The 23506-nt window shown below is 40.6% G+C and carries 20 protein-coding genes and 3 tRNA genes; 11 read left to right on the top strand and 12 right to left on the bottom strand.

Going from position 1 to position 23506, the window contains the following annotated elements:
- Positions 1-475 precede the first annotated feature (475 nt).
- The gene (locus D1367_RS14670) at positions 476-2704 is read left to right on the top strand and encodes a GumC family protein (RefSeq protein ID WP_118167097.1); all 2229 of its coding nucleotides are present in this window, start codon (positions 476-478) and stop codon (positions 2702-2704) included.
- Positions 2705-3130: 426 nt separating this feature from the next.
- Here D1367_RS14670 and D1367_RS14665 read toward each other — a convergent pair whose 3' ends face one another.
- The 5 genes from D1367_RS14665 to fabI all read right to left on the bottom strand — a co-directional run bounded on the left by D1367_RS14665 (position 3131) and on the right by fabI (position 10654).
- On the bottom strand, positions 3131-4531 hold the full coding sequence (locus D1367_RS14665; protein ID WP_225892243.1) for a choice-of-anchor Q domain-containing protein: 1401 nt from the start codon (positions 4529-4531) through the stop codon (positions 3131-3133).
- Between the two features lie 1413 nt (positions 4532-5944).
- On the bottom strand, positions 5945-7417 hold the full coding sequence (locus D1367_RS14660; RefSeq protein ID WP_118167096.1) for a polysaccharide biosynthesis/export family protein: 1473 nt from the start codon (positions 7415-7417) through the stop codon (positions 5945-5947).
- A 506-nt stretch (positions 7418-7923) separates the two neighbouring features.
- Entirely contained in the window at positions 7924-8907 is a 984-nt protein-coding gene (locus D1367_RS14655; protein ID WP_118167095.1) for an ABC transporter ATP-binding protein, read from the bottom strand.
- 226 nt (positions 8908-9133) lie between these two features.
- Positions 9134-9775, bottom strand: coding sequence for an imidazoleglycerol-phosphate dehydratase HisB (hisB, locus tag D1367_RS14650; protein WP_118167094.1), 642 nt, complete (start codon positions 9773-9775; stop codon positions 9134-9136).
- 102 nt (positions 9776-9877) lie between these two features.
- Entirely contained in the window at positions 9878-10654 is a 777-nt protein-coding gene (gene fabI, locus D1367_RS14645) for an enoyl-ACP reductase FabI (protein ID WP_118167093.1), read from the bottom strand.
- A gap of 381 nt (positions 10655-11035) precedes the next feature.
- Between fabI and ntcA the strand changes: the two genes are divergently transcribed.
- The 3 genes from ntcA to D1367_RS14630 all read left to right on the top strand — a co-directional run bounded on the left by ntcA (position 11036) and on the right by D1367_RS14630 (position 14056).
- Positions 11036-11707 (top strand): global nitrogen regulator NtcA, encoded by a 672-nt coding sequence (gene ntcA / locus D1367_RS14640; protein ID WP_017652326.1) that lies wholly within the window; start codon positions 11036-11038, stop codon positions 11705-11707.
- A gap of 168 nt (positions 11708-11875) precedes the next feature.
- Positions 11876-13366, top strand: a complete 1491-nt coding sequence (locus D1367_RS14635; protein WP_118167092.1) for a DUF3084 domain-containing protein — start codon at positions 11876-11878, stop codon at positions 13364-13366.
- A gap of 240 nt (positions 13367-13606) precedes the next feature.
- Positions 13607-14056 carry a pre-16S rRNA-processing nuclease YqgF gene (locus D1367_RS14630; RefSeq protein ID WP_118167091.1) on the top strand — a complete coding sequence of 150 codons (450 nt, stop codon included), beginning with the start codon at positions 13607-13609 and terminating at the stop codon, positions 14054-14056.
- A 119-nt stretch (positions 14057-14175) separates the two neighbouring features.
- On the opposite strand, the gene D1367_RS14625 is transcribed toward D1367_RS14630, so the two are convergent.
- Positions 14176-14439 carry a DUF3146 family protein gene (locus D1367_RS14625; protein WP_118171445.1) on the bottom strand — a complete coding sequence of 88 codons (264 nt, stop codon included), beginning with the start codon at positions 14437-14439 and terminating at the stop codon, positions 14176-14178.
- Positions 14440-15041: 602 nt separating this feature from the next.
- Between D1367_RS14625 and D1367_RS14620 the strand changes: the two genes are divergently transcribed.
- Positions 15042-15908, top strand: coding sequence for an aldo/keto reductase (locus tag D1367_RS14620; RefSeq protein WP_118167090.1), 867 nt, complete (start codon positions 15042-15044; stop codon positions 15906-15908).
- A gap of 128 nt (positions 15909-16036) precedes the next feature.
- On the opposite strand, the gene D1367_RS14615 is transcribed toward D1367_RS14620, so the two are convergent.
- On the bottom strand, positions 16037-16495 hold the full coding sequence (locus D1367_RS14615) for a type II toxin-antitoxin system VapC family toxin (RefSeq protein WP_118167089.1): 459 nt from the start codon (positions 16493-16495) through the stop codon (positions 16037-16039).
- Entirely contained in the window at positions 16492-16758 is a 267-nt protein-coding gene (locus tag D1367_RS14610) for a FitA-like ribbon-helix-helix domain-containing protein (RefSeq protein WP_118167088.1), read from the bottom strand. Before D1367_RS14610 ends, D1367_RS14615 begins: the two co-directional genes overlap by 4 nt.
- A gap of 296 nt (positions 16759-17054) precedes the next feature.
- On the opposite strand from D1367_RS14610, the gene D1367_RS14605 reads away from it, so the two are divergent.
- Complete coding sequence (locus tag D1367_RS14605) at positions 17055-18395, top strand: tetratricopeptide repeat protein (RefSeq protein WP_118167087.1); 1341 nt, start codon at positions 17055-17057, stop codon at positions 18393-18395.
- A gap of 39 nt (positions 18396-18434) precedes the next feature.
- Here the strand turns inward: D1367_RS14605 and D1367_RS14600 are convergent, their stop codons facing one another.
- From D1367_RS14600 to D1367_RS14585, 4 genes are all read right to left on the bottom strand, one after another.
- Complete coding sequence (locus D1367_RS14600) at positions 18435-18680, bottom strand: type II toxin-antitoxin system RelE/ParE family toxin (RefSeq protein WP_244945020.1); 246 nt, start codon at positions 18678-18680, stop codon at positions 18435-18437.
- Positions 18681-18733: 53 nt separating this feature from the next.
- Positions 18734-18922: a hypothetical protein gene (locus D1367_RS14595; protein ID WP_118167086.1), complete on the bottom strand. Its 189-nt coding sequence runs from the start codon at positions 18920-18922 to the stop codon at positions 18734-18736.
- A gap of 88 nt (positions 18923-19010) precedes the next feature.
- Positions 19011-19095: transfer RNA gene (locus tag D1367_RS14590), tRNA-Ser, on the bottom strand.
- Between the two features lie 131 nt (positions 19096-19226).
- Entirely contained in the window at positions 19227-20147 is a 921-nt protein-coding gene (locus D1367_RS14585) for a TIGR04168 family protein (RefSeq protein WP_114084788.1), read from the bottom strand.
- Between the two features lie 149 nt (positions 20148-20296).
- Here D1367_RS14585 and nadA point away from each other — a divergent pair, with 149 nt between their 5' ends.
- From nadA to D1367_RS32225, 5 genes are all read left to right on the top strand, one after another.
- Positions 20297-21271 carry a quinolinate synthase NadA gene (gene nadA / locus D1367_RS14580; protein ID WP_118167085.1) on the top strand — a complete coding sequence of 325 codons (975 nt, stop codon included), beginning with the start codon at positions 20297-20299 and terminating at the stop codon, positions 21269-21271.
- 125 nt (positions 21272-21396) lie between these two features.
- Positions 21397-21482: transfer RNA gene (locus tag D1367_RS14575), tRNA-Tyr, on the top strand.
- Positions 21483-21570: 88 nt separating this feature from the next.
- Positions 21571-21642 (top strand) — tRNA-Thr (locus D1367_RS14570).
- Positions 21643-21795: 153 nt separating this feature from the next.
- The gene (locus D1367_RS32230; RefSeq protein ID WP_118167084.1) at positions 21796-22701 is read left to right on the top strand and encodes a DNA-methyltransferase; all 906 of its coding nucleotides are present in this window, start codon (positions 21796-21798) and stop codon (positions 22699-22701) included.
- The gene (locus D1367_RS32225; RefSeq protein ID WP_118167083.1) at positions 22698-23489 is read left to right on the top strand and encodes a PmeII family type II restriction endonuclease; all 792 of its coding nucleotides are present in this window, start codon (positions 22698-22700) and stop codon (positions 23487-23489) included. Before D1367_RS32230 ends, D1367_RS32225 begins: the two co-directional genes overlap by 4 nt.
- Positions 23490-23506 lie beyond the last annotated feature (17 nt).

The raw sequence follows: 23506 nt of genomic DNA, 5'->3' as shown, positions 1-23506 counted from the left end.
ATCTGGTAAAATTAATCAAACCTGAACTTGTTATTTTTTTGTTCATATATTAATCAAAGAAAGACCAAGTATTTAACAATTACACAATGGTGAAACTAATAGTCTCAAGATTAGATTCTCACATTAAGTTCTAGCTGACTCCAGCAGAGTGGTATTTTAGGTTAGGAGAAACTGTCATGGTCGAACCAGAGAAAATTGATTATCTTCTGAGATAGAAGCCGAAGGGCGACGCAGAATGGAGAAGATAGTTGAGTGGCAATATCAAGCTCCGAAACTGTTAGAGTCTTATGATAAGATTTGGCAAAACTAGTAATCACTTTAAATTTCAGATGTAAACTAAATTTGTAACTGAGATAGTCTATACTATTGTCATATTGTCAAATAGATCAGTCTTGTCAATTGCAGTGGTTTGTGCATTCTCTTAAGTTAAGTCAATTTTTAGTTTCTTGCTTAAAACCTGTACTTTTGAAGATTTATGTCAGAAAAATCTATGGAATCTAGAGAATCTATCGATTTAGACCTTGGTCGTTACTTATTGATATTAAAACGATGGTGGCTACCTGCTACTGCGATATTTGCAGCTACAGTTATGCTCAGTGCTATAGCTACACAATTTATGAAGCCATCCTATGAAGCCGAAGGAAAACTGTTATTTAGAATTCCTTCTTTTAAAGTAGTAGGCTCCAATCTTTTGCCAACTAACACTGAAGGAGGAGATGCAGGAGATTTAAAATCCCTACTAGCAACTCAAAATCCTATAAACACTCAAATAGAAGTTATTTCTTCACCTACTCTATTGCAGCGAACAATAGATAAACTAGGGCTTAAAGACGACGAAGGTAAACCTATAGAGGTAGAGAAGCTACGGAAAGCCGTGATCATGAAAATTGTTAACGGCACAGATGTATTGCGAATTAGCTATACCAGCCGTGACCCCAAGCAATCGGCGGATGTGGTCAACACAATCATGAATCTTTATTTAGAAAATGATATTTTGACAAATCGCTCTGAGGCAGCAGCAACTCGTCAATTTATTGCCAAGCAGCTTCCTAAAACTCAACAGGCTGTTAATAATGCAGAAGTAGCGCTACGTATATTTAAACAGAAGCATCAGATAGCAGATCTATCAGAGGAGACAAAGTCAGCCGTTGCAACTATTGGAAATCTAGACAGTGAGATGAATACTGTTCAGGCTCAACTGGATGAGGTAAACGCCCAAACCAATGAACTGCGCCAGAAAGTAGAGCTAAATTCTCAGGAAGCGATCGCTGTGAGTGCCCTTAGTCAGTCGCCAGCAGTGCAGGGAGTTCTTACACAACTTCAAGATACCGATCGACAGCTAGCAGTTGAGCGTAGCCGTTTTCTAGATGACAACCCCGTAATTATTAACTTAGAAGCAAAGAAAGCTAGCTTAAAATCCCTCCTGCAACAGCAAATTGGGCAGACTGTTGGTAATCAAACACAAATTCCGCAGAACCTATTGCAGATTGGAGAACTCAGACAAAACCTGATCCAAAGTTTTTTGCAGTCAGAAGTACAGCGCTTTGGTTTAGCTAAAAGACTCTCCTCTCTGTCTAATTCCCGTTTAGCCTACGAGCAGCGAGTGAAAATCATACCCCAGTTAGCACAAAATCAGCGGGAATTAGAACGGAAAGTTGAAGTTGCAGAATCGACATATCAAACTCTTTTGAAAAAAGTTCAAGAATTACAGTTAGTTGAGAATACAAATACAGCGAGTTCGCGGATTATTGTTCCAGCTTTAGTGCCAAATAAGCCAGTAACAGGCAAAAAAATTATCGTTCTATTGCTAGGAGTGATGTTCGGTTTATTTTTGGCTACTACAGCTGTTCTCTTTTTAAGCATGAGAGATAGATCCTTAAAAACACTTAAGGAAGTCAGAGATATATTTAGATATACATTACTGGGAATTGTTCCTTTGTCTGTTAAAAAGGTTCGCTCCCGTCATTCAAATTTAGAATCAATAACTCAAAAAATTGCTGTCAGAGATACGCCTTACTCTTTAACTAGCGAAATGTACCGAATGATTCAAGCAAATCTGAAATTCCTGAGTTCAGATAAAGTACTCAAAACTATTGTGGTAACTAGCGCAGTTCCTAAAGAAGGCAAGTCTACAGTTTCGGCTAATTTGGCAGCAGCGATCGCTCAACTAGGGCGTAAAGTTTTACTAATTGATGCAGATATGCGAGTTCCTTCTCAGCATCATCTTTGGCAGCTAACCAATGCAGTTGGTTTGAGTGAGGTTCTTGTCGGTCAGGCTGAATTTGACGTTAGTGTATCTAAGGTAATGGATAATCTTGATGTCTTAACTGCTGGGGTTAGACCTCCCAACCCACTTGCTTTGCTTGACTCAAAACGCATGGCATCATTAATTGAAAATTTCTCATCTCAACATCACTATGATTTTGTAATTATTGATGCTCCTCCCCTCCTTTTGGCAGCCGATGCTTTGACTTTAAGCCAAATGACTGACGGGATTTTGTTAGTGGCTCGACCTGGGGTAATTGATTCTAACAGTGCTAACGCTGCTCAAGAGATGTTAGAAAGATCCAATTACAACGTACTAGGCTTAGTCGTGAATGGAATCATTGATAAAAATGAATCTAGTAGTTATTTATATCACGATCATGAATATTTTAAACCAACAAAGTTGGCAAAAGAGTTTCAGCGACTTGCAAAAAAATAAAACTTTCAGAGGTTAGTAACTACTCCAATACATATTAATAAACCACGAACCTAATTCCTGTGCAAGCTTGAGATGGGGAATGTAAGTGAAAACTTGCAGTTCGCCCATTTTATTTTTATTAGAGTTAGGAAAAATTAGGAATCTAGCTTTGATCGGAGATTGAATATAGAAAATTTATTGCCCTTGAAGCAACAACTAGCTTTAGCACGCAATTACCTATGCATTAGCGTAGCCTAATACACGTATTAACTATCTTCGCAAACGCTGAAATCCTGATTATTTACCACAACACTTTTTCTTGCTTTCTAATAAATGAACGAATGGTGTATTACAAAAATGGGTTGTATGCAAAAATGCTGGATAAATCAGGATTTTGCTATACAACCCAATTCCATCAATAGGACTTTTAAAACATCCTCTTAACTACTATTGCATTTCGTATGCCCCTATATCGGATCGTGAACCCTTCACGCGAGATCCACCTAGAAAATCGGTTGTCACACTATTGAACTTCATACCACTATTGATTGCCGGACTCGTCGACTTCAGCCTAAAATCACCAGCCGAAACATTCATAAACTGTGGATTTGCAATCATATCATTAGATCCGGAAGTCTTTATCAACTGACTATTGGCGTTAAGGTTGTAGTCAAACCTGATGTTTTGACCACGGGATGAGTTTATCGCTTTTCCACGCTCAGAATAAAGAATGTTATTAAGAACGTTGATATTATTTGAAGCATTAATCGAGATTTGTCCACCTGAAATTTCCGGGCTCTGGTTATTCAGATAAGTAGTGTTGTAGACAATATCAATATTCTCACTTTGGAATGTATGAATGCCGCCACCACCATTTTTATATGAGATGTTATTGGCAATCAAAGTACGTCCTCGATATGGACTCAATTTTGATCCTTTTTGCTTATTCATTCCACGATCAATAATAATGCCATTACCGTCTTGAATCTTGCCAGTCTGAAGCCAGGGAACTAGCATTCGATTGTTGTAGACCTTGTTTCTGGTAATAAACATCTTATAGTTTTGGTTGTTGTCAGAATTCCAATTGTTGAGCAGCGAAATGCCACTACAGCCGTGAACTGAGTACCAGGCATTATTGAACACCTCATTATTATCTATTGTTATATAGTCCGCTGCAGTCGCTCCAATGCCTCCGCCTCCACAATCATGTACCTTATTGTTAAGAATACGTATATGGCGGGAGTAACTATTTTGTTCTCCATTTATGCTGATGCAATTTCCATTCGTTAAGGGGTTTAATTGGTTATATTTCTGACTTAGCCCATAAGCACGGCTTATATTGCCATTATTCCCTACAACCTCCAGCCCGTTCACCTCAATATATGATGCTCCTTCAATAATCCAAATTCCATGCCATCCATTGTGCTGAAGTTTCGGTCGATGTTCAGGGTATGCTTTATACGTAATCCATGCATTTGCCCTTCCAGAGCGTTTAATATTTAGTACCGATCCAGATGGGTGTGCATTATTGTATACCCCGTTCATAATAAGTACCGTGTCCCCAGGCTTAGTCAGGTCTGCCGCCCTTTGAATTGTCCTAAAGGCGGATGAGGTAGTGAGTCCGCTATTTCTATCGTTTCCTTTACCACTAACATAATATTTTGTCCCAGTTGGAACCTGGCTGATCAGCTTGCGGCTTGGTAGTGGTATTTCTTGATCAGTGGATGACTGACGAACATCTTTAATTAAAGACTCTGTTATTCTCTGTCCTTGAACCAGACCTGTTAATGCCCAGGGAAGTACAAGAGATGCGCTTAAACTGAGAAAACCTAAACCATGAATCATCATAGGGAAAAAATAGGGTATGTTGCAAAAACTGATTCGTCAACGGTCAGTAGCTCTAGCCTTAGTCAGTAACTCAGTATTGGATACAGTCGTGTAACTGCCATTTGTAAGTTTATACACCGTTTATCAGGTTTCTACCTGAGAATTCCCACGTAGATATGCCTGAAAAGCCTTTTTAGCTTGTCTTCCAAAAAATAGCGACTATATAGTAAAACTACTGAAGCAAAATGATTCAGTATCCAGAACTACTTCATTAATGGACACCAAGCAACTGTACAAATGGCGTCATTTCCAATTCGCATTGTACTGTGTATGCGCGATATCTGTAGTTAAAATACTGTATCTGTCATCAATTAGTTACTTTACTTAAATAATTCTTATGATAATAAGAATCAATTAATAGCTATAAGCCTTTAAGCACGCTTTTTCATGTCTAAACCTTCTAAAGTATTATCATTATCATAAGAAATCAGAGTAACTAAAACAAAGTTTGAAAAGCCTATCAATAGCAGATTAAGAATTTTCAGTGAAAATTTTAGGTATACAGTATTTGTAAATGAGTAATACTACTTAAAAAGATCCTCAAATTGAGATAGAAAATACAATTATCGAGAAAGCGATCGCTCCATGCAAGCCAGTTACGTACCGTAGAGCAGCTATAAGTTGCATATAATACACACTTAACCCTTAGCCCCTTCCCTTCGTTCGCGCATCGTCTCGTTGGCGTCTCTGAAAGAGAAGCCTTTCGTAGAGAAGAGAGGGAAGGGGAATAAAAAACTCCACGCCACTTGCGGGATGGAGTTTTTAGTCATTAGTCATTAGTACCAATGACTAATAACTAATGACTAATGACTTTCTTCGGCGGGATGGCTATCCCTCTACAGACAGCTGGGGATGGAGCTTCCCGCCGCTTTCGTAAAATTCAAAGCCTCTCTCCTTTTAAGAGAGAGGAATGGAAGTGAGGTCAAAGTGTATTGCATCCGAACGAGAAACGCTATAGTCTTGTCTTATCCTGTGGCCGAGGCGGTACGTAGCTTGCTTTCCCATAGGAGTACGAGAATAGCTATTCTAACCTACAAGTTTTTCTTGCGAATAAGAGACGCGTTGCATAGCTTGCTTCTCTGGAAGTTTATTGTGCAGTAGGTTATAATTTTAGGATTGCGCCTTTATCTTTCCCTAAGACCTCTACCTGTCTAAGCATGGTTGCTTGGGTAGATTTCTTCACCTACATGGATAATGAGTTGTCATCTTGTTTTTATGAAAATACCTATTTATAAGCTTTTCAACTTTTTTCTCTCACAAATGATTAAGTAGCGCTATATTAACTCTTGACTATTGAGCCTTGATTCATAGATAGTGCAATTCTGGGGACGAAGAGGGTTGACCAACGTCCCCTATTTACAACCGTATTTTAAACTAGATTCCGAACAACCTCAGAATATTAAAAATAACCCCTAGAGGGCCAGTTATAGTGTTTGTGGTATCGCCAGTCTGAGCTAAACCAGATCGGTTGACTACCACAACATCATTATTGCGGAGTATGGGATTAGTTTGCTCATTAATCCCAGCGGAGAAATCCACTTTTACTATACGTTTAGTCACAGAACCATTAGGATTGAGGCGAATCAAATCAACAGCATCACTACTAGCTCTGGCATCATTAAATCCTCCAGCAGCGAGTATAGCTTGATTTAAAGAGCTATTGGGCTGAACGTCTGTTAACCCTGGTTTTTTAACTTCACCTACCACACCAACTTGAATGCGTGCAGGAGACAAAGTAGTGGTAGCTAATTGAGTGGCTTCTGCGGGGTTGATTTCAGTTGCCGTCGGAATAACAATTGTATCTCCGTCTTGCACGATAATATCTTGATTAGCGTCACCACTCTGCAATAATTGCCAAAGATTGATATCTATAGCTTGTTCTGAGCCGGTTCTTGTAGGTCGGCGTAACTTGAGATTACGAATATCAGCCTGTCCTGTAATTCCCCCAGCTAGTTGAATTACCCGCGTCACATTTGGTAGACCAGAGGGAGAAGCAGTGCCACTATTAGCAGTTGCACCTCCCCCCTGTGCATCTGTGTTGCCTGAGGTGACAAGATATGAACCGGGACGGTTGACTTCACCAATAATTGTTACCGTGCGGGGTGTGGTTTGGCTAGCGGCAAAGTTAGATGCAAATATATTGCGGGATTCTGCCACGTTGAAGTTGGTTGCAGTTGGTACAACTATAGTATCTCCATCCCGCAAGGTAATATCCTGTGATAACCTGCCTGTTTGGATGAGTTCCTTCAAATTGATACTGACGGTTTGCTCTGAGGAGCGCCCTATTTTACGCCGTAATTGAACTTGAGTCACATCCGCAGCCAGGGTTACCCCCTGCGCTGTTGTCAATGCGGCTAATACAGTGGGGTATTGTACGCCTGGATTGTCTCCCGCGCCTCCGCTCAAGCTCAGGGTGTAAGCGCCTGGACGTGTCACCTCTCCAGCAACGAAAATATTGATGGGACGAGACGATAACAAATTGACTGAGATCAAAGGACGTTTCAGGAAGCGAGCATATCTTCTAGCAATTTCGTCAGCAGCCTGTTCAGTTGTTAGACCGAGGACTGACACACTGCCAATTAAAGGTAGGTTGATTGCTCCACCTGGGGGAATTTGATATTCACCTGTATATTCAGGTACTTCAAATACATTTACACGGATGCGATCGCCGCCTCCTAATGAATAATTAGTATCTAATTGTGTTTGTGTTGTTGGTGTTGGTATTGTTGGTGGTAATGGTTGTCCCTGAGCTACCAGGGCAAATGGCACAACGGCATTGACAGCAGTTAACAAAGCCACACCCACAACTGGCTGAGTTAGGAATTTAAACAAACTTGTATTAAGCATATTTACCTGAGACTATGAAACTACAATCAATAATGTACTGTCTAAACATTTTTATTTGGACTATACCTAAGTATTCAAGTTCCCCGACACTCTTATTTTCCTCGAAAAGTGTGATTTTCCGGAGGAAATTTGTCTATTGAATTTGAATTTTTAGTGAAGCTAATTTAAAGTTAAGCCAACTTGAATATAAAGATTATCAAAAAATACTAAGACTTCCCCAAATAAACGCAGTCGATACAATAAATTATCTGTTAATCAACAAGGCAGTCACGAATAAAATTTTCTTGTGTAAGTCAATTTTATGACATTTAAACTGCGGTTTAAAATTTGCTATGAGTACCAAAATTATGAACAAGTTTATTAAATAAATAGAAACCACCTTAAAAAGAGATTGGAATTTAATTCTTTGCCGATTGGCTTCAGAAAGATAAACTCAAAAAGGCATAAACTTTGGTTTTGCTCCTCAAGTTAACCCAAAATTTGGTATTTGGCAATAAGCAGGAAGACTAATTTAGTGAGTCATTTTTTCTTTGGATTTGTTGAATAAAAAACTCTTCTAGGGAGTAACGCGATAAATTCATGGCAATAATTTTACCCTCCATGAGACGAAGACTGGCAAGAAAATCATAGTAATCGTCTTGTAGTGTACCTTGCCAGGAACCATCTGGTTCAAATCTGAGAGTGGGTATCCATTTTTGAAGAATTTCCCAGTCACCACCTTGACCTTTGACGTGATATGTGTTGTTTCTGCCTAAGAGTTCATTGAGGGAACCAGAGCAAATTAATTCACCTTGAGCGAGGATGGCAATGCGATCGCAAATCTGTTCTACTTCACTAAGAACGTGGCTGTTGAAAAAAATTGTCTTACCAGCAGCTTTTAGCGACAGGATAATTTCCCGCATTTGGTAGCGTCCTACAGGGTCAAGACCAGACATCGGTTCATCCAAAAAAACCAAATCTGGCTCGTTAATTAGCGCCTGTGCCATACCAACACGCTGTAGCATTCCTTTAGAATAGCGACGCAGCAACTTTTTACGGGCATCGGCTTGGGATAAACCCACTAATTCCAGCAGTTGGGGAATGCGTTGGCGTTGCACACTTTGGGGAATTTGGAATAACCCGGCGGCTAGCTGCAAAAATTCCCAGCCCGTGAGATAGTCATACAAATAGGGATTTTCCGGCAGATAGCCGATATGTTGCTTGATAGTGCGATCGCCTATTGGCTTACCCAATAATAATCCCCGTCCAGAGCTAGGGCGAATAATTCCCAGCAATAATTTTAAAAGGGTGGTTTTACCAGCACCGTTTGGCCCCAGCAACCCAAAGGTTTCGCCTTTATAAACTGTTAAAGAACAGTTTTTGAGAGATACGACTTTTTGATTTAGCCAAAAACCAGTGCGATAGACTTTTCGCAACTCAGAAGTCAGGACTACTGGCGGAGTGTCCGTCGGATTAAGTTGAGAATCAGGGTCATCTGCAACAGACTTCATCTCGGTTCAATTACTAATTACCAGCTTGGCACTAATTACAAGTTACCGGATAGGCTGATAATAACCATCACTAACCTGTGTGTCAATTATTGGGAACTGGGGAGTAGGGAGTGGGGAGTGGGGAAAAGGCAGAGCAGCATCCCGTCCCTCTGCCTTTTTTGAATGCCCAATACTTCGACTTCGCTCAGTACAAGTGCGCCATGCCCCATGCCCCATTTGACTCCTTTCATAGAAAGCCTTTAGAACTGGGAATTAAACCAGCACGACGAGGGTCGATTTCCACCGCCAGCCGTGTTGCCCTCGCAAACGCCTTAAATGTCGCTTCAATAATGTGATGGGAATTAATGCCATCCAGTTGCCGAATGTGCAGTGTCATTTGGCTATGGTTCACCAAAGCCACAAAAAATTCGCGTACTAACTGGGTGTCATAGGTTCCTACACGCTGAGTAGGAATTTGTAAACCGTAGCTGAGGTGAGGGCGTCCAGAAAAGTCTAGGGCTACCTGAACTAAAGCTTCATCTAGTGGCGCGAGAAAATTACCAAAGCGGACAATACCTTTTCTGTCGCCTAGTGCTTGGTTAAAAGCTTGGCCCAAGGTAATGCCTACATCTTCGTTGGTGTGATGGTCATCAATTTCCCAGTCTCCCTTGGCTTGAACATCTATATCAATCAGCCCGTGGGAGGCAATTTGATGCAACATGTGATCTAAAAACGGAATGCCAGTTGCTGCTGTGCAAGTTCCTCTACCATCCAGGTTGATGGTAACTTGCACAGCAGTTTCCCCTGTGGTGCGGTGAACAGTGGCAATCCGAGGGGTTTCAGTTGACTGGTCGTAGTTTGAATTAACTTGGCGATTGGTTGTTTGCATGGAGAGTGGAAAGAGTTAAAAGTTAGGAGTTAGGAGTTATGAGTTATGAGTTATAAATTTTTAACTCTTAACTCCTCACTCCTAACTCATAACTTTATCGCGTCACATTCCCATAATTTCATATCCTGCATCTACATATAGAATTTGTCCGGTAATACCGCTAGACAAATCACTACATAAGAAAGCGGCAGCGTTACCCACTTCTAGCTGAGTTACGGTGCGTCGTAGGGGAGCTACTTCTTCTACATGATGAATCATATCCAAAATTCCACCCACTGCTGAAGATGCCAAGGTGCGGATGGGGCCTGCGGAGATGGCATTGACGCGGATATTTTGTGGCCCTAGTTCAGCAGCCAAGTAACGTACACTCATTTCTAAGCCAGCTTTGGCAATTCCCATGACATTATAGTTAGGGATTGCCCTAACACCGCCTAAATATGTGAGGGTGACGATACTACCTCCCTCTGTCATCAAAGGTTTAGCTGCACCACTTAACTGCACCAGCGAGTAGGTACTGATTTCTAAGGCGGTGTTGAAGCCAGAACGAGAGGTTTGACTAAAATCTCCAGTCAAATCGTCTTTGCTGGCAAAGGCCAGACAATGGATGAGGATGTCTAGCTTCCCCCACTTTTCGCGGATTGTCTCAAAGGTAGATTTAATCTGGTCTTCATCTTGGACATTACAGGGAAGAAATAAACTGGGGTTGAGAGGTTCTACCAATTCCGCAACTTTTTTCTCCATCTTGCCGCGTTCATCGGGCAGGTAGGTAATACCCAGGTTTGCACCGGCTTTATGCAGCTGTTGGGCGATGCCCCAGGCGATCGAGCGGTTATTGGCAATACCTGTAACAAGAGCATTTTTTCCAGTCAGATTTAGCATATAAATTGTTAATGCGATCGATCATCTAGGAGCATACTAGAATCTGAGGCACGTTTTGTCTTTGTTTTATACAGGATTTGCAAAAATGAATATTGGTAAGAGTGTTTGCTATGACAAAAATCTTGATTTTTCCTAAAGATATTTCCAAAATAACTTTATTTGTTCTTTAAAAAACCCTTTCTAATACTGCTATTGGAAGTACTTATCAACAATTTGTAGCTGAAAGGATCAACAATTATGTATCATTATAAACAAAGAGTTATGAAGAGATTAGTTTGAGTATAGGAAAGTACAGAAAGGTTGACGGTGCTTTATTCATTTTTCGGGTGTATTCTTAGGTAATCAGTTTTTGTTTTTCCGGCATTGGGTAGGGGAAGGGAGATGATCGTGACACAAGATAAAGCCCTAGCAAATGTATTTCGTCAGATGGCGACCGGGGCGTTTCCGCCAGTTGTGGAAACGTTTGAACGCAATAAAACGATCTTTTTTCCTGGCGATCCTGCCGAACGAGTTTATTTTCTTTTGAAAGGTGCTGTTAAACTTTCCAGGGTGTATGAGGCAGGAGAGGAAATAACGGTAGCGCTATTGCGGGAAAATAGTGTTTTTGGTGTATTGTCATTGCTGACAGGAAATAAGTCGGATAGATTTTACCATGCAGTTGCATTTACGCCTGCGGAATTACTGTCAGCACCAATTGAACAAGTGGAGCAAGCGCTCAAGGAAAATCCAGAATTATCAATGTTAATGCTGCGAGGTCTGTCTTCGCGCATTTTACAAACGGAGATGATGATTGAAACTCTCGCTCACCGAGATATGGGTTCTAGGTTGGTAAGTTTTTTGCTAATTCTTTGTCGGGATTTTGGAGTTCCTTGTGCAGATGGGATCACAATTGATCTGAAGTTATCTCATCAAGCGATCGCAGAGGCAATTGGTTCAACTCGTGTTACTGTTACTAGGCTACTAGGGGATTTGCGTGAGAAAAAGATGATTTCTATCCACAAAAAGAAGATTACTGTGCATAAACCTGTTACCTTAAGTAGGCAATTCACATAAAATCAATTGGAGAAAGGGGAATCGGCGCGTGTTCTATTTTAAAAAATGACACTAATAGCTAGAGGTAAATCTAAAATTGAGTAATTTCAGCTATTGCCCATTTCCACTTCTTTCCAGACAATGCTTAAAAGTAGTAGGCTGTATCTGGAAGGATTTCGGTAGCTAAAGATGACCACCGGATACATCCTCATCGCAGCAATTTTGATTCTGGGAGGCGTAATTGCAACCGTGGGCGATCGCATCGGCACACGAGTTGGCAAAGCCCGCCTCTCACTTTTTAACCTTCGTCCGAAAAATACTGCTGTACTGGTAACTATTTTTACGGGCGGTTTGATTTCCGCATCAACTTTAGGAATTTTATTCGCTGCCGACGAAGGCTTGCGAAAGGGAGTCTTTGAATTAGAAGATATTCAAACAGACCTCAGACAGAAGCGGGAACAGCTAAAAACCGCAGAAACTCAGAAAAGTCAGGTAGAGAGCGAGCTAAATCAAGCAAGAATTGCCCAAGCAAAAGCACAACAAGACTTGCAGGTAATTAATCAATATTTGCAGGCGGCGAATGCCAAACAACGCCAAACACAAGCTCAGTTGAACCGCACCATTAGTCAACAAGCTCAAACTCAAACTCAACTCCAACGCACTCAAAGTCAGCTAGAACAGGTTGTACCTCAGTACCAAAAAGCTATAGCTGAATTGCAAAGCGTTTACAATCAGAGAAAGGAGCTACAAGCGGCAGTTGAACTACTGAAGACAGAACGTCAACGACTATACGCTGAAGCTAAAAAAGCTATTGACGAAGCCAAAACAGCGATTGAAAAACGCGATCGCGAACTTGCTAATCGCCAAGAAGCCATAGAAGTGCGCGATCAAAAAATCTCCCAACTCGATCAATTGATTCAAAAGCGTAATGTAGAAGTTGCAGCGCGAGAGCAAGTAATTGCCACACGGGAATCGCGCCTCAAAGAATTGGAAGCACAACAGGAGCAACTAGAGATAAAAGTTGCCAGGTTGGAAAAATATTATCAGTCTTACCGCGACCTGCGTCTGGGTAAGCTGGCTTTAGTTCGCGGTCAAGTTCTATCTGCTGCTGTAATTCGTGTTAACCAACCTGCTGCCGCTCGTCAGGCAGTGATACAACTTTTACAAGAAGCTAATCGCAACGCTAACCTCGAATTAAGTGAACCTGGGGCAAATCCTGCCAATGTAGAGCTACTGCGCGTAACCCAGGATAGGGTTGACCAATTGAGCAAGCCGATTGGCGATGGTCAAGAATACGTCGTGCGAATTTTTTCGGCTGGTAATTACGTCAGGGGAGAAAAGCAGATAGAATTTTTCGCCGATACAGCCCGAAATCAATTGGTTTTTTCGGGAGGCGCAGTGCTGGCCACAACGACTGCTGATTCCAAAACCATGACATCCTATCAGTTACAGCAGCGACTGGAAATACTGATTTCTGCTTCCCAATTTCGGGCCCGTAATGCCGGAATTGTCGAGGATGTGCAAGTAGAGGGGACTTTCTTACGCTTTGTCAGCCAATTAAGACAGTACAATCAACCTTTGGAGATTAAAGCGATCGCAGCAGAGGATACTTATACAGCTGGGCCATTGAGAGTAAAATTAGTGGCAATAGTCAACGGACAAATTATTTTTAGTACTTAAAACATTATTTGTACACTGTTATTAGTAAGATTTAAACATATCGAACAGCAGTCAAAATAGTTGCTGTGATTGCATTTATTCATTTCTAAGACTTACGCACAGGTAACGGAAAATCGTAGACGCAAAGCGGCTTGCCGCAGGCTACCACAGAGGCACAGAGAACACGGAGGAATAAGAGTTTGAGAGGTATTTTGCGTAAGTCGTGATTTCTAATTCTTAATTTTTAATTTTTAATTTATTATGACTTTCCCGGAATTTTCACCAACGCAACCAGTCATATTGGGGTTTGATCCAGGTCGAGATAAGTGTGGTTTAGCGGTGATGGGACTGGATCGGCAATTGTATTATCATCAGGTCGTCTTAGCAAAAGAGGCGATCGCTAGCATTGAGACACTGCGTCAAAAGTTCCCGATCTCTTTGATGGTGATGGGCGACCAAACTACAGCCAAGGAGTGGAGACAGAAATTATATCAGGAATTGACAGAACCGTTGAGTATTATTTTAGTGGATGAACGCTACACAACTTTAGAAGCACGCGATCGCTATTGGCAAATGTTCCCACCCAAAGGGCTAATAAAGCTATTGCCACAGGGTCTACGACAGCCACCAAGACCGATAGATGACATTGTTGCCATCCTCTTAATCGAAAGATACTTAAATCGCCTCACTGAATCAGCAGTCAGGAGTTAAAAGTTAGGAGTTATGAGTTATGAGTGAGGAGTTAATATTTTTACAACTCCAAATTCCTAACTTTTAACTTCCAACTTCAAACTCCAAACTCCAAACTCCTAACTCCCAACTCCTAACTTTTAAAGTTCCGCCCGAATAGTAAAAGCATAATCTCCTCCAGGCTCTAGCTGATAATCTTGTTGCTCCAAAAATCGACCGAGGGGTTCTTTGATTAAGGCGCGGCCTTGGGAAGGCTTGACGGCAAGTTCTCCCCGGCGAAAATGCCACTGGAAATGCCACTCAAACTCACCCGCATTCACTTCACCTTCAAGGAAGCCGTGTTGCCAGGATTGGCGAGTAATTCTGACATGGGCAATGGTTTCTGGCAGACGTTTTGCACTCACAATGCTTTTTGTCAAGTGTAGAATAACAGCCACTCATATAGGCTGGCTACTTATTCTATTTACCAAACATAGCTTAATTAGACAAACCGACAAAGTGGGTATTTGTAGTTGAGTTGGTTGTGTTTATGAGCAAAACGACTTCAGAATACTGAACTCGCGGCTAAAACTCAATAAGGTTTTAAACTATTGGGTGAATAGAATTCGCTACTATAGCGCAATACAGTTCAGTTAAGCATTTCTTCCTTCTCTCTGCGTTCTCTGCGCCTCTGCGGTTCGTTAAAAAAATTGATTTTCACAAAGAGTTTTAGCCTTAACTGAACCGTATTGCCCCTGCTCCGACTGGGAATGCCCATCGTTGAGGCTCCGCCTCCCGAACTCGCGGCAGAGCCGCTAAGAGCAGCATTTCCAGCCTCTGGCTGGAAACGAGATTTGAAAAGGGTTTTAGCTTAAGTTGACACGTATGCAGCATGCTGTGCCCCTACGACAGATGTGGTTCAAATACATGAAAACTGCTGTAAGTACTAGGGAGGATTTATGATGAATCGTGAAAAAAGCTTTGGCTAACTGATAGATAATTGGGGCAGAAAGCTATAGCTAAAAGTATGGAAACCAAACAGCTAGGAAAAACTGGTATATTTGTGAGTGCGATCGCTTTGGGTGGTATGCCCATGTCAATCTCCAATCGCCCTCCCGAATCGGAATCAATCCAAGTTATTCATCGGGCTTTGGATCTGGGTATTACATTTATTGACACTGCCGATTCCTACTGCAAAGATGAGTCAGATAAGCACCACAACGAGCGGCTAATTCACAAGGCACTTACTAGTTACAAAGGCGATGTTAGCCAAGTAATTGTGGCAACGAAGGGCAGGTTGATGCGTCCCGATGGAAACTGGGCAAGCAACGGCAACCCAGAACATTTACGCGAAACAATTCGAGTTAGCTTTGAGGCGTTGGGTGGTGCTAAACCCATCGATGTTTGGCAATACCATTCACCAGATTCTAAGTACACAATCGAAGAATCCCTTGCACCAGTTAAAGAAGCAGTGGAGGCTGGTTTGATTCGATTTGTAGGAGTTTCTAACTTTTCCGTTGAACAAATTAAACGGGCGCGGGATATCGTAGATATTATCTCGGTGCAGAATCAATACAGCCCTTGGCAACGACAGCCAGAAAATGACGGCGTGTTGAAGTATTGCGAAGAACAAGGATTGACCTTTTTGCCTTGGAGTCCCTTTGGTGGTAGGCGTCGCCATCAAGACTTACAAGATATCCCTGCGATCGCTAACTTAGCTAAAGAAAAAGGCGTCTCAGTATATAATATCGTCTTGGCGTGGTTGCGTTCCAAGTCACCCGCTATTTTGCCAATTCCTGGTGCTAGCAAGGTTTCTAGCATTGAAGACTCAGCACAAGCTATCAATGTAAAATTATCTGATGAAGAAGTGCAAAAAATTGATCGCGCAACTTAATCATTCCAAGCGATTCTTACTTCGCTGTAATACAGTCTGAACCTCATCCCCAACCCTGATGTATCGAGATGTTTAGTCTCATCCAATACTTTGGGGTTGAATATTATAGTGAGGAAAAGCGATCGCTTCTACATTGACTCCAACGGCGGAACCTCGAAGTCATTAAACGAGCAAACATTGTAAGACGAAGCAGCTATTGCCTTTACCAGCTTACCGTCGATAGTCAGCAAACTAGCACCTATTTGCTGTGAAAGTGCTACATAAGAGCCATCGTAGGCAGAGATTCCATAATTTAATGCGATCGCAACTGCATCCGCCATCAAATCAGCCGTGGAGACAACACGCAAAGGGAAAGCTTTGAGACTAGCTAAATTCCCCTGAATCAGAGAAACATCGTAACTACCTGCACGAGCATACTTCCACAAAACGTTTGCACACTCAATGTAAAACAGGTCAGGTACAAAGATTTCTGTCTGGGGATAGGCAAGGTGAGCAAACAGTTGATTAACCTTAGCTGTTAGCGGATCGGGAATAAATTGCTTAACGGACACACTGGCATCCACGACGCACGTAAGAGGAATTGTCATCTGTCCCGATCTTCTCTAATCATGGCAGTGCTATCAGGCCATTCGATATCAGTTGGTAGCTTTTCACGGCGAAGACGGATTTCCTCTAAAAGTTTTGGGACATTCTTTCGTCTTTCTTCTTCTATTTGCTGTGTTTCAGTTTTTAAAGCTTGTTCTAACAGAGTTATAACTTGGGCGTTAATGGAACGGTGTTCAGATGCCGCTAACTCTTGCAGTTTTGCATACAAATCATCGGGTAAATTTCTTACATAAAGGGTAGCCATCGCTTTACCTCAAAGTAGAATTTATCATTATGCTAGCATGATGCAAGCATAAAGGGGGAGTGGGGTTGTAAGTTTTGTAAGTGCGTACAGCAATTTTGGCATAAAACTTTATTTTTTTTACTATCTTTAACCTAGTTATTACTTAGTTAAACTGAAAAAATTATTTTAATAGAATTCCGAGTTTTTACAAATGTAAAAAAATAACCAGTGCAGCTACTATTTCTAAAGTAGAGGCGTATTGTCAATAGTAACAGTCTAATTTTAAATAATATTTACTTTCATAAAATAGAGGACAAATGAGCATAGAAGACTTTGTTTTTGATGTTGCGGAAGAAGCTGTATTCAATGACTTTACGGGGAAAAATAAAGCAGGGGCTATTGCAGGTGGTGTGGGAGCATTATTTACAATAGGTGCTTTGGGTTTGACTGGCCCAATTGCTATCCCTATAGCTATAGCCACAGGAGTTTTAGCTGGTGCAAAAGGTGAATCTTCAGTCAAGAAGACAGCAAAAAATATAGGTTCTGTAGTCGAAAATGTAGCTAATGAAGCAGGTTCTCTTGCTGGCTATGTATCTAAGGGAATAACAGGAGGAATTTCCGGTTTACTTGATGTATTTAAAAGTGATGATGATTTTTTCAAGCGAGGTGTTGAAAGACTTGAAAATAAACAGTACATGGAAGCTATTGAGGATTTTTCTAAAGTTATCGCAATGAATCCTAAATATGCTGAAGCTTATTTTTTAAGAGGTTGCATCTATTCTGACAGGCGAGATTATCAAAGAGCAATTGAAGATTATACTCAGACAATTAAAATTAATCCAGATCATCTTGTGGCTTACCGTAATAGGGGACACATTCTATCTGGACAAAAAAATTATAAACGAGCAATCTTAGATTACACACAGAGCATCAGAATTGAACATAGCAACGACGATATTTACTACAGGCGTGGTATGCTATATATTCAAGTCGCTGATTATACAAGAGCATTAGCAGACTTTTGCCAAGCTATCAATATTAATCCTCAAAATATTGATGCTTGCTTAAACAGAGGTTATATCCGTTCGGGATTTAAAGACTACAAAGGTGCAATAGAAGACTATACTCAAGTACTTGCACTAAGACCTAATGAATGCAATATTTACTTGCATCGTGGCAATGCTTGTTTAGAGATCAAGGACTATGAAGGTGCAATTCAAGACTTTAATCAAGTGATTAACATAAATCCAAATGATCTAATCACTATAATGAATCGAGCAAATGCTTACACACATATCAAAGAATATAATCACGCTATTTCAGATTATAGTCAAGTCATCAATAAAAACTCGCAAAATACTGAAGCATACTTTAAAAGAGGATGTGTTCGTAGCCTAATACAAGATTTTAAAGGCGCTATAGCGGATTATAATCAAGTAATTAAATTAGATTCAGATTACGTTTTTGCCTATGTAAAACGGGGTTGTATTCGCAAAAAGAATGGACAAAAGAAAGAGGCAATAGCAGATTTCAAGCAAGCCTCTGCTATTTTTTCTAAACAATCGATGGTGAGTGAAGTGCAAACTCTTCAACAAGAAATCCAAAATTTAGAAAAGGAAGTTAAAAATACTCCTTGGTGGCAAACACGGCTATTTTAGTTAGATTGGAACTTGCATCAAGTAAAGTGAAACCCAACATTACTCATCCGCATCCGCAGAACTCAATGTAATTTGCTGCGAACCATGTATGACAGCCAGTACATCAACTTGCTCTGGTTTAATGTAATAAATAATTCTATATGAACCTTCAAGAACTTCTCGGATTTGCTCGGTTTCAAATTCTGATACAATTCGACCTGACAAAGGAAAATTAGCAATTTGCTCAGAACGCTTAGTAATCCGGTCAACTATCCTAGCTGCATATTGTGGAGAAGTTTGAGCAATATAAGCATAAATATCTGATAGATGTTCTACTGCCGTTGCTGTTCAGTAAACGTTCACTCTGGTAGCTCAAATTTTTTCCGCACTTCTTGTACAGAAATAACATTACTAGCTTTGCTATCCTCTAGTCCAGCTTCAACAGTTTGTCGAACATAAATTTGGTACATCAAATCATCCCATGTGGAATTATCTGGCAATTTGTCAATCAATTTCCGGGCTTCTTCTTTAATATTTAGATTTTTCATCAGTAGTTAATCAAATACTGTTTTTGCATCTATTTGGATATATTGTAGATGCAAAAAAGGTGCAGTATTTGATAACAACATTCCTAAACGGAGAGGGGGAGATTCGAACTCCCGGAGGTTTTAGCCTCATCCGATTTCAAGTCGGACGCAATCGACCACTCTGCCACCTCTCCAGTAAATCTGTCAAACTTGTGCTTATCCTAGTTTCAGACGCTATTCAGGCGCTTTTGTTGGTTAGCACTAAACTTGACAGATAATACTATACCCTATTATCTACGCAGATTGCACTACTGGATGCGAATGTCTACGACACAATCCGCGATCGCTCGTACAAAATTTCCCCCTTAGCCACCTGAAAGTCATTCCCCACCCAAACTAGGGAAACTTGCGAAACTACACCCGCCTCTAGGGTGACAATGGAAAAATTACGCAACTTCTCGCCATCATTTTCCACAATCCTGGGGACACTAGCCGCATTTAAGTAAATTGTCCCCTCTGGACTTCTAAAGATGGGTTTGCGCTGCACCTTCTTGGTATGGCGTAAATCTCGGTGCATGTGACCAAATGTCACCAGAGGAATGGTTTTACCAGCAGTCAAGGCTTGAGAAATCGCCTCGCCCAAATCTGGATCGCCAAAATCGCCGCCAATTGGATGCCAGTCTTTGCCGCAGGGGTCTTCGGGGCGATCGCCTAACCCACTAGGCCCATTGTGACCCAAAAATATAATTGTCTCGTAAGCGGCGCTTTTAACAGCTTTGAAGATGCGATCGGCGGATTCTTCCAAACTCGTCACACCGTAACGTTCTTTACAGATTTCCGCGAATTTCCACTCTGGGCCACCCCAGGTAAAGGGACGACCCCCCACGACAGTTAAATTCCAAGCGGGAAAATCCAACTTACCGTAACCGACATGGGACGAACCTAATAAATCGAGTTGTTCCTGTACCCAGTCTTCCTTAGAGCGGTCATAAGGAGCCTTTTTGCGTCCCCATTCGGTGGCGGTGTACCAGGCATCGTGGTTGCCCATCACGGCTGCTTTGGGAATATCGAGAGAAGCGATCGCTCTGACCACTTCCACCGACTCGTTGCCAAAATCCCCGACAAACAGCACTAAGTCAACACCCAAATGCTTGAGTGCAACGCCATCTTCCACTTCCCATTGGTCGTGAATATCTCCAACTACAGCAATTTTGAGGTTTATCGATTGAGTTTTCTGACTGGTCATGCCACTTTCCTTGCCGTCTATCTCCAGGATATGAAACTCAGCCCGATTTGGACACAACCCCAAAATATCAACCGTCCACTATTTTTGGTAAAAACTACTATAATTGAATCCACAGCATATACATTTGCAACATAAAGCACCCCTAAACTGTGTTTACTACTGCACTAGCTCAACGAGAAAAAACCCAACTGGGTGAACTACCACTCTTATTATTTGCCGCGATTCAGAGTCTCAAAAAAGAACTCAACGCCGTTATCCTGGCGCATTATTATCAAGAGCCAGATATTCAGGATATTGCCGACTTTATTGGGGATTCATTACAACTAGCAAGAGCCGCCGAAAAAACCAATGCGGATGTAATTGTCTTTGCTGGTGTTCACTTCATGGCAGAAACAGCAAAGATACTGAATCCCGATAAATTAGTAATTTTACCAGATTTGGATGCTGGTTGTTCTTTAGCAGACAGTTGTCCACCAGACGAATTTGCAGCTTTTAAGGCAGCGCATCCAGATCATTTGGTGGTATCTTACATCAACTGCTCTGCTGATATCAAGGCGATGAGCGATATTATTTGTACTAGCTCCAACGCTGTGAAGATTGTAGAACAGATACCGAAGGAACAGCCGATTATTTTTGCCCCAGATCGCAATTTGGGGCGGTACGTCATGGAACAAACTGGGCGAGATTTGGTGCTATGGCAAGGTAGCTGTGTTGTCCATGAAACCTTCTCGGAAAAGAAAATTGTCCAGTTAAAAATTGCCCATCCCGAAGCAGAGGCGATCGCACATCCAGAATGTGAAAGTAGTGTATTGCGCCACGCCAGCTTTATTGGCTCTACAGCCGCTTTACTCAAGTATTGTCAAAGCAGCCCTACGAAGGAATTTATCGTTGCGACAGAGCCGGGAATCATTCACCAAATGCAAAAATTAGCTCCTGACAAGCATTTTATTCCTGCACCGCCGATAAATAACTGTGCTTGTAACGAATGTCCGTTTATGCGGTTAAACACCCTAGAAAAGCTCTACTGGGCAATGAAAAATCGCACTCCTGAAATTACTATGTCAGAGGATATTCGTCTGGCTGCACTGCGACCAATGCAACGAATGCTGGAGATGAGCGTGTAACCAGTATTTTTTATCCCGATGGTAGAGACGCAGTTTTGTTGCGATCTCTACCCACAAAGTTATTTTTTCTAACCACTTGCTAATTATAAAAGGTGGTGCTAAGATTTTAAATCGTGAGACAAATCGGGTCGGTGTCCGAGTGGTTAATGGAGACGGACTGTAAATCCGTTGGCTAGCGCCTACGCTGGTTCAAATCCAGCCCGGCCCACCACTTACGAAGTTATAAGTTATAATGTCTGGGTAAACATCAAAACTCCCAGCATTTTAACTTCTAGCTGAAAAATCGGAATTATAATTTCGCCCGTGTGGCTCAGTGGTAGAGCACACCCTTGGTAAGGGTGAGGTCACGAGTTCAATCCTCGTCACGGGCTTTGATTATTGAAAATCAAACTTTTTGTTCAATAGCGGCTTAAAAGCTCCTAATATTTTTAATAGCTTACAAAATTTTGTTGCTTTATTTTCATGCATTGAGTTTAAAAATCATGCTATTAATAAGTTTCTAAGATTTTGTATGTACTACAAAAATGAGTTTAAGTATTTCCTCAGAAATATCTACAATTTCAGACCAAAATGAATCTGCTCCAAATTTAGAGGAGTGGCGTAATAAAATTATTCTTGGCGACTGTTTGGATATTCTACAATCTATTCCGTCTAATATTGTTGATCTTATTGTCACCTCGCCTCCTTATGCTGATAGTAGAAAAAATACGTATGGAGGGGTTCATCCTGATAAATATGTGGAGTGGTTTTTACCCATATCTCAAGAATTGAAGCGAGTTTTGAAGGATGATGGAACATTTATATTGAACATCAAAGAAAGAGTAGTTAATAGCGAACGCCACACGTATGTTTTAGAACTCATATTGGAGATGAAAAAACAAGGTTGGTTATGGACAGAAGAATTTATGTGGCATAAGAAAAATTGTTTTCCTGGTAAATGGTCAAATCGTTTTCGTGATTCTTGGGAGAGATGTTTACAATTCAATAAGCAAAAAAAATTTAATATGTACCAAGAGGCAGTAATGGTTCCAATGGGTGATTGGGCTAAGTCACGACTGAAAAACTTGAGTGAAACAGATAAAAGGCGGGATAACTCAAAAGTTGGTAGTCCTTTTGGTAAGAAAGTTGCAAATTGGGTAGGTCGTGATTTGGTATATCCCACAAATGTTTTGCATCTTGCAACAGAATGTAACAACAAAAGTCACAGTGCTGCTTTTCCTAAAGAACTTCCTTCATGGTTCATAAAATTATTTACTAAAGAGGGGGATTTAGTGCTTGATCCGTTTGTGGGATCTGGTACTACGTGTGTAGTTGCAACAGAGTTAAACAGAGAATATATTGGTATAGAAATAAAACCAGATTACTATGAGTTAGCCATAGCGGAGGTAAATGCTGTCAATAAGAGTGCTACCCAACTGAAATTATTATGAATAATTCTCTTTATCATAATTATTATGACTATCTTTCAGAGGAAGTTGTTACTCCCTTCTATAACAATAGACTTAATAGCCTAAACAAATTACGTTTAAAAGATGTTCTAAAGCGGAAAAACCCTTATTTATTTAAAGCTAAAAATATTGAATTAGCTGGAGATTTGGTAAAAAGTATTGTCGATGCCTTCCTCTCTTCACAAGAAGAAACAATGTTTGGCAATTTACTAGAAGGATTTGCTATCTATATATCTCAAAGTTTACATAATGGTTTCAAATCTAATTTTAAAAGTGTAGACTTAGAATTTGAAAGAGACGGAATTTATTATATAGTAGGAATTAAATCTGGAACTAGCTGGGCTAATTCTGACCAGATAACCGCTATGAGAAATAATTTTAAAATTGCAAAACAAAATTTAAGACAGAATGGTATTACCAGTGAAATTATTGCGGTAAATGGCTGTATGTATGGAAGAGAAACTGTACATTTAAAAACTAATATAGATATTGATAAAATTTACTACAAATATGCTGGTCAGGATTTTTGGTATTTTATATCTAATGATGATAATCTTTATCAAGAAATAATTGTGCCAATTGATGAAAAAGCAAAAGAGAGAGATGAAAAATTTAAATCTGCATATTTTGCAAAACTTAACGAAATGACTCAAGACTTTATACTCAATTTTATGAAAAACAATCAAATTGATTGGGTTAAATTAATTGATTATGTATCCAAAAGAGGAAAATTTGAACTAGATAACTCTATACAAACCAGTTTATTTTGATTTTGTGGTAAAAGTAG

The organism is Nostoc sphaeroides (genome assembly GCF_003443655.1).
GTDB lineage: Bacteria > Cyanobacteriota > Cyanobacteriia > Cyanobacteriales > Nostocaceae > Nostoc > Nostoc sphaeroides.
The sequence above is the reverse complement of the archived record's forward strand: the minus strand, read 5'-3'. Positions and strand labels throughout refer to the sequence as shown.

Excerpts from the sequence above, each read along its gene's own strand:
- D1367_RS14670 (WP_118167097.1), top strand. The coding sequence starts at position 476 with ATGTCAGAAAAATCTATGGAATCTAGAGAATCTATCGATTTAGACCTT.
- D1367_RS14665 (WP_225892243.1), bottom strand. The coding sequence starts at position 4,531 with ATGATGATTCATGGTTTAGGTTTTCTCAGTTTAAGCGCATCTCTTGTA.
- D1367_RS14660 (WP_118167096.1), bottom strand. The coding sequence starts at position 7,417 with ATGCTTAATACAAGTTTGTTTAAATTCCTAACTCAGCCAGTTGTGGGT.
- D1367_RS14655 (WP_118167095.1), bottom strand. The coding sequence starts at position 8,907 with ATGAAGTCTGTTGCAGATGACCCTGATTCTCAACTTAATCCGACGGAC.
- hisB (WP_118167094.1), bottom strand. The coding sequence starts at position 9,775 with ATGCAAACAACCAATCGCCAAGTTAATTCAAACTACGACCAGTCAACT.
- fabI (WP_118167093.1), bottom strand. The coding sequence starts at position 10,654 with ATGCTAAATCTGACTGGAAAAAATGCTCTTGTTACAGGTATTGCCAAT.
- ntcA (WP_017652326.1), top strand. The coding sequence starts at position 11,036 with ATGATCGTGACACAAGATAAAGCCCTAGCAAATGTATTTCGTCAGATG.
- D1367_RS14635 (WP_118167092.1), top strand. The coding sequence starts at position 11,876 with ATGACCACCGGATACATCCTCATCGCAGCAATTTTGATTCTGGGAGGC.
- D1367_RS14630 (WP_118167091.1), top strand. The coding sequence starts at position 13,607 with ATGACTTTCCCGGAATTTTCACCAACGCAACCAGTCATATTGGGGTTT.
- D1367_RS14620 (WP_118167090.1), top strand. The coding sequence starts at position 15,042 with ATGGAAACCAAACAGCTAGGAAAAACTGGTATATTTGTGAGTGCGATC.
- D1367_RS14615 (WP_118167089.1), bottom strand. The coding sequence starts at position 16,495 with ATGACAATTCCTCTTACGTGCGTCGTGGATGCCAGTGTGTCCGTTAAG.
- D1367_RS14610 (WP_118167088.1), bottom strand. The coding sequence starts at position 16,758 with ATGGCTACCCTTTATGTAAGAAATTTACCCGATGATTTGTATGCAAAA.
- D1367_RS14605 (WP_118167087.1), top strand. The coding sequence starts at position 17,055 with ATGAGCATAGAAGACTTTGTTTTTGATGTTGCGGAAGAAGCTGTATTC.
- D1367_RS14595 (WP_118167086.1), bottom strand. The coding sequence starts at position 18,922 with ATGAAAAATCTAAATATTAAAGAAGAAGCCCGGAAATTGATTGACAAA.
- D1367_RS14585 (WP_114084788.1), bottom strand. The coding sequence starts at position 20,147 with ATGACCAGTCAGAAAACTCAATCGATAAACCTCAAAATTGCTGTAGTT.
- D1367_RS32230 (WP_118167084.1), top strand. The coding sequence starts at position 21,796 with ATGAGTTTAAGTATTTCCTCAGAAATATCTACAATTTCAGACCAAAAT.
- D1367_RS32225 (WP_118167083.1), top strand. The coding sequence starts at position 22,698 with ATGAATAATTCTCTTTATCATAATTATTATGACTATCTTTCAGAGGAA.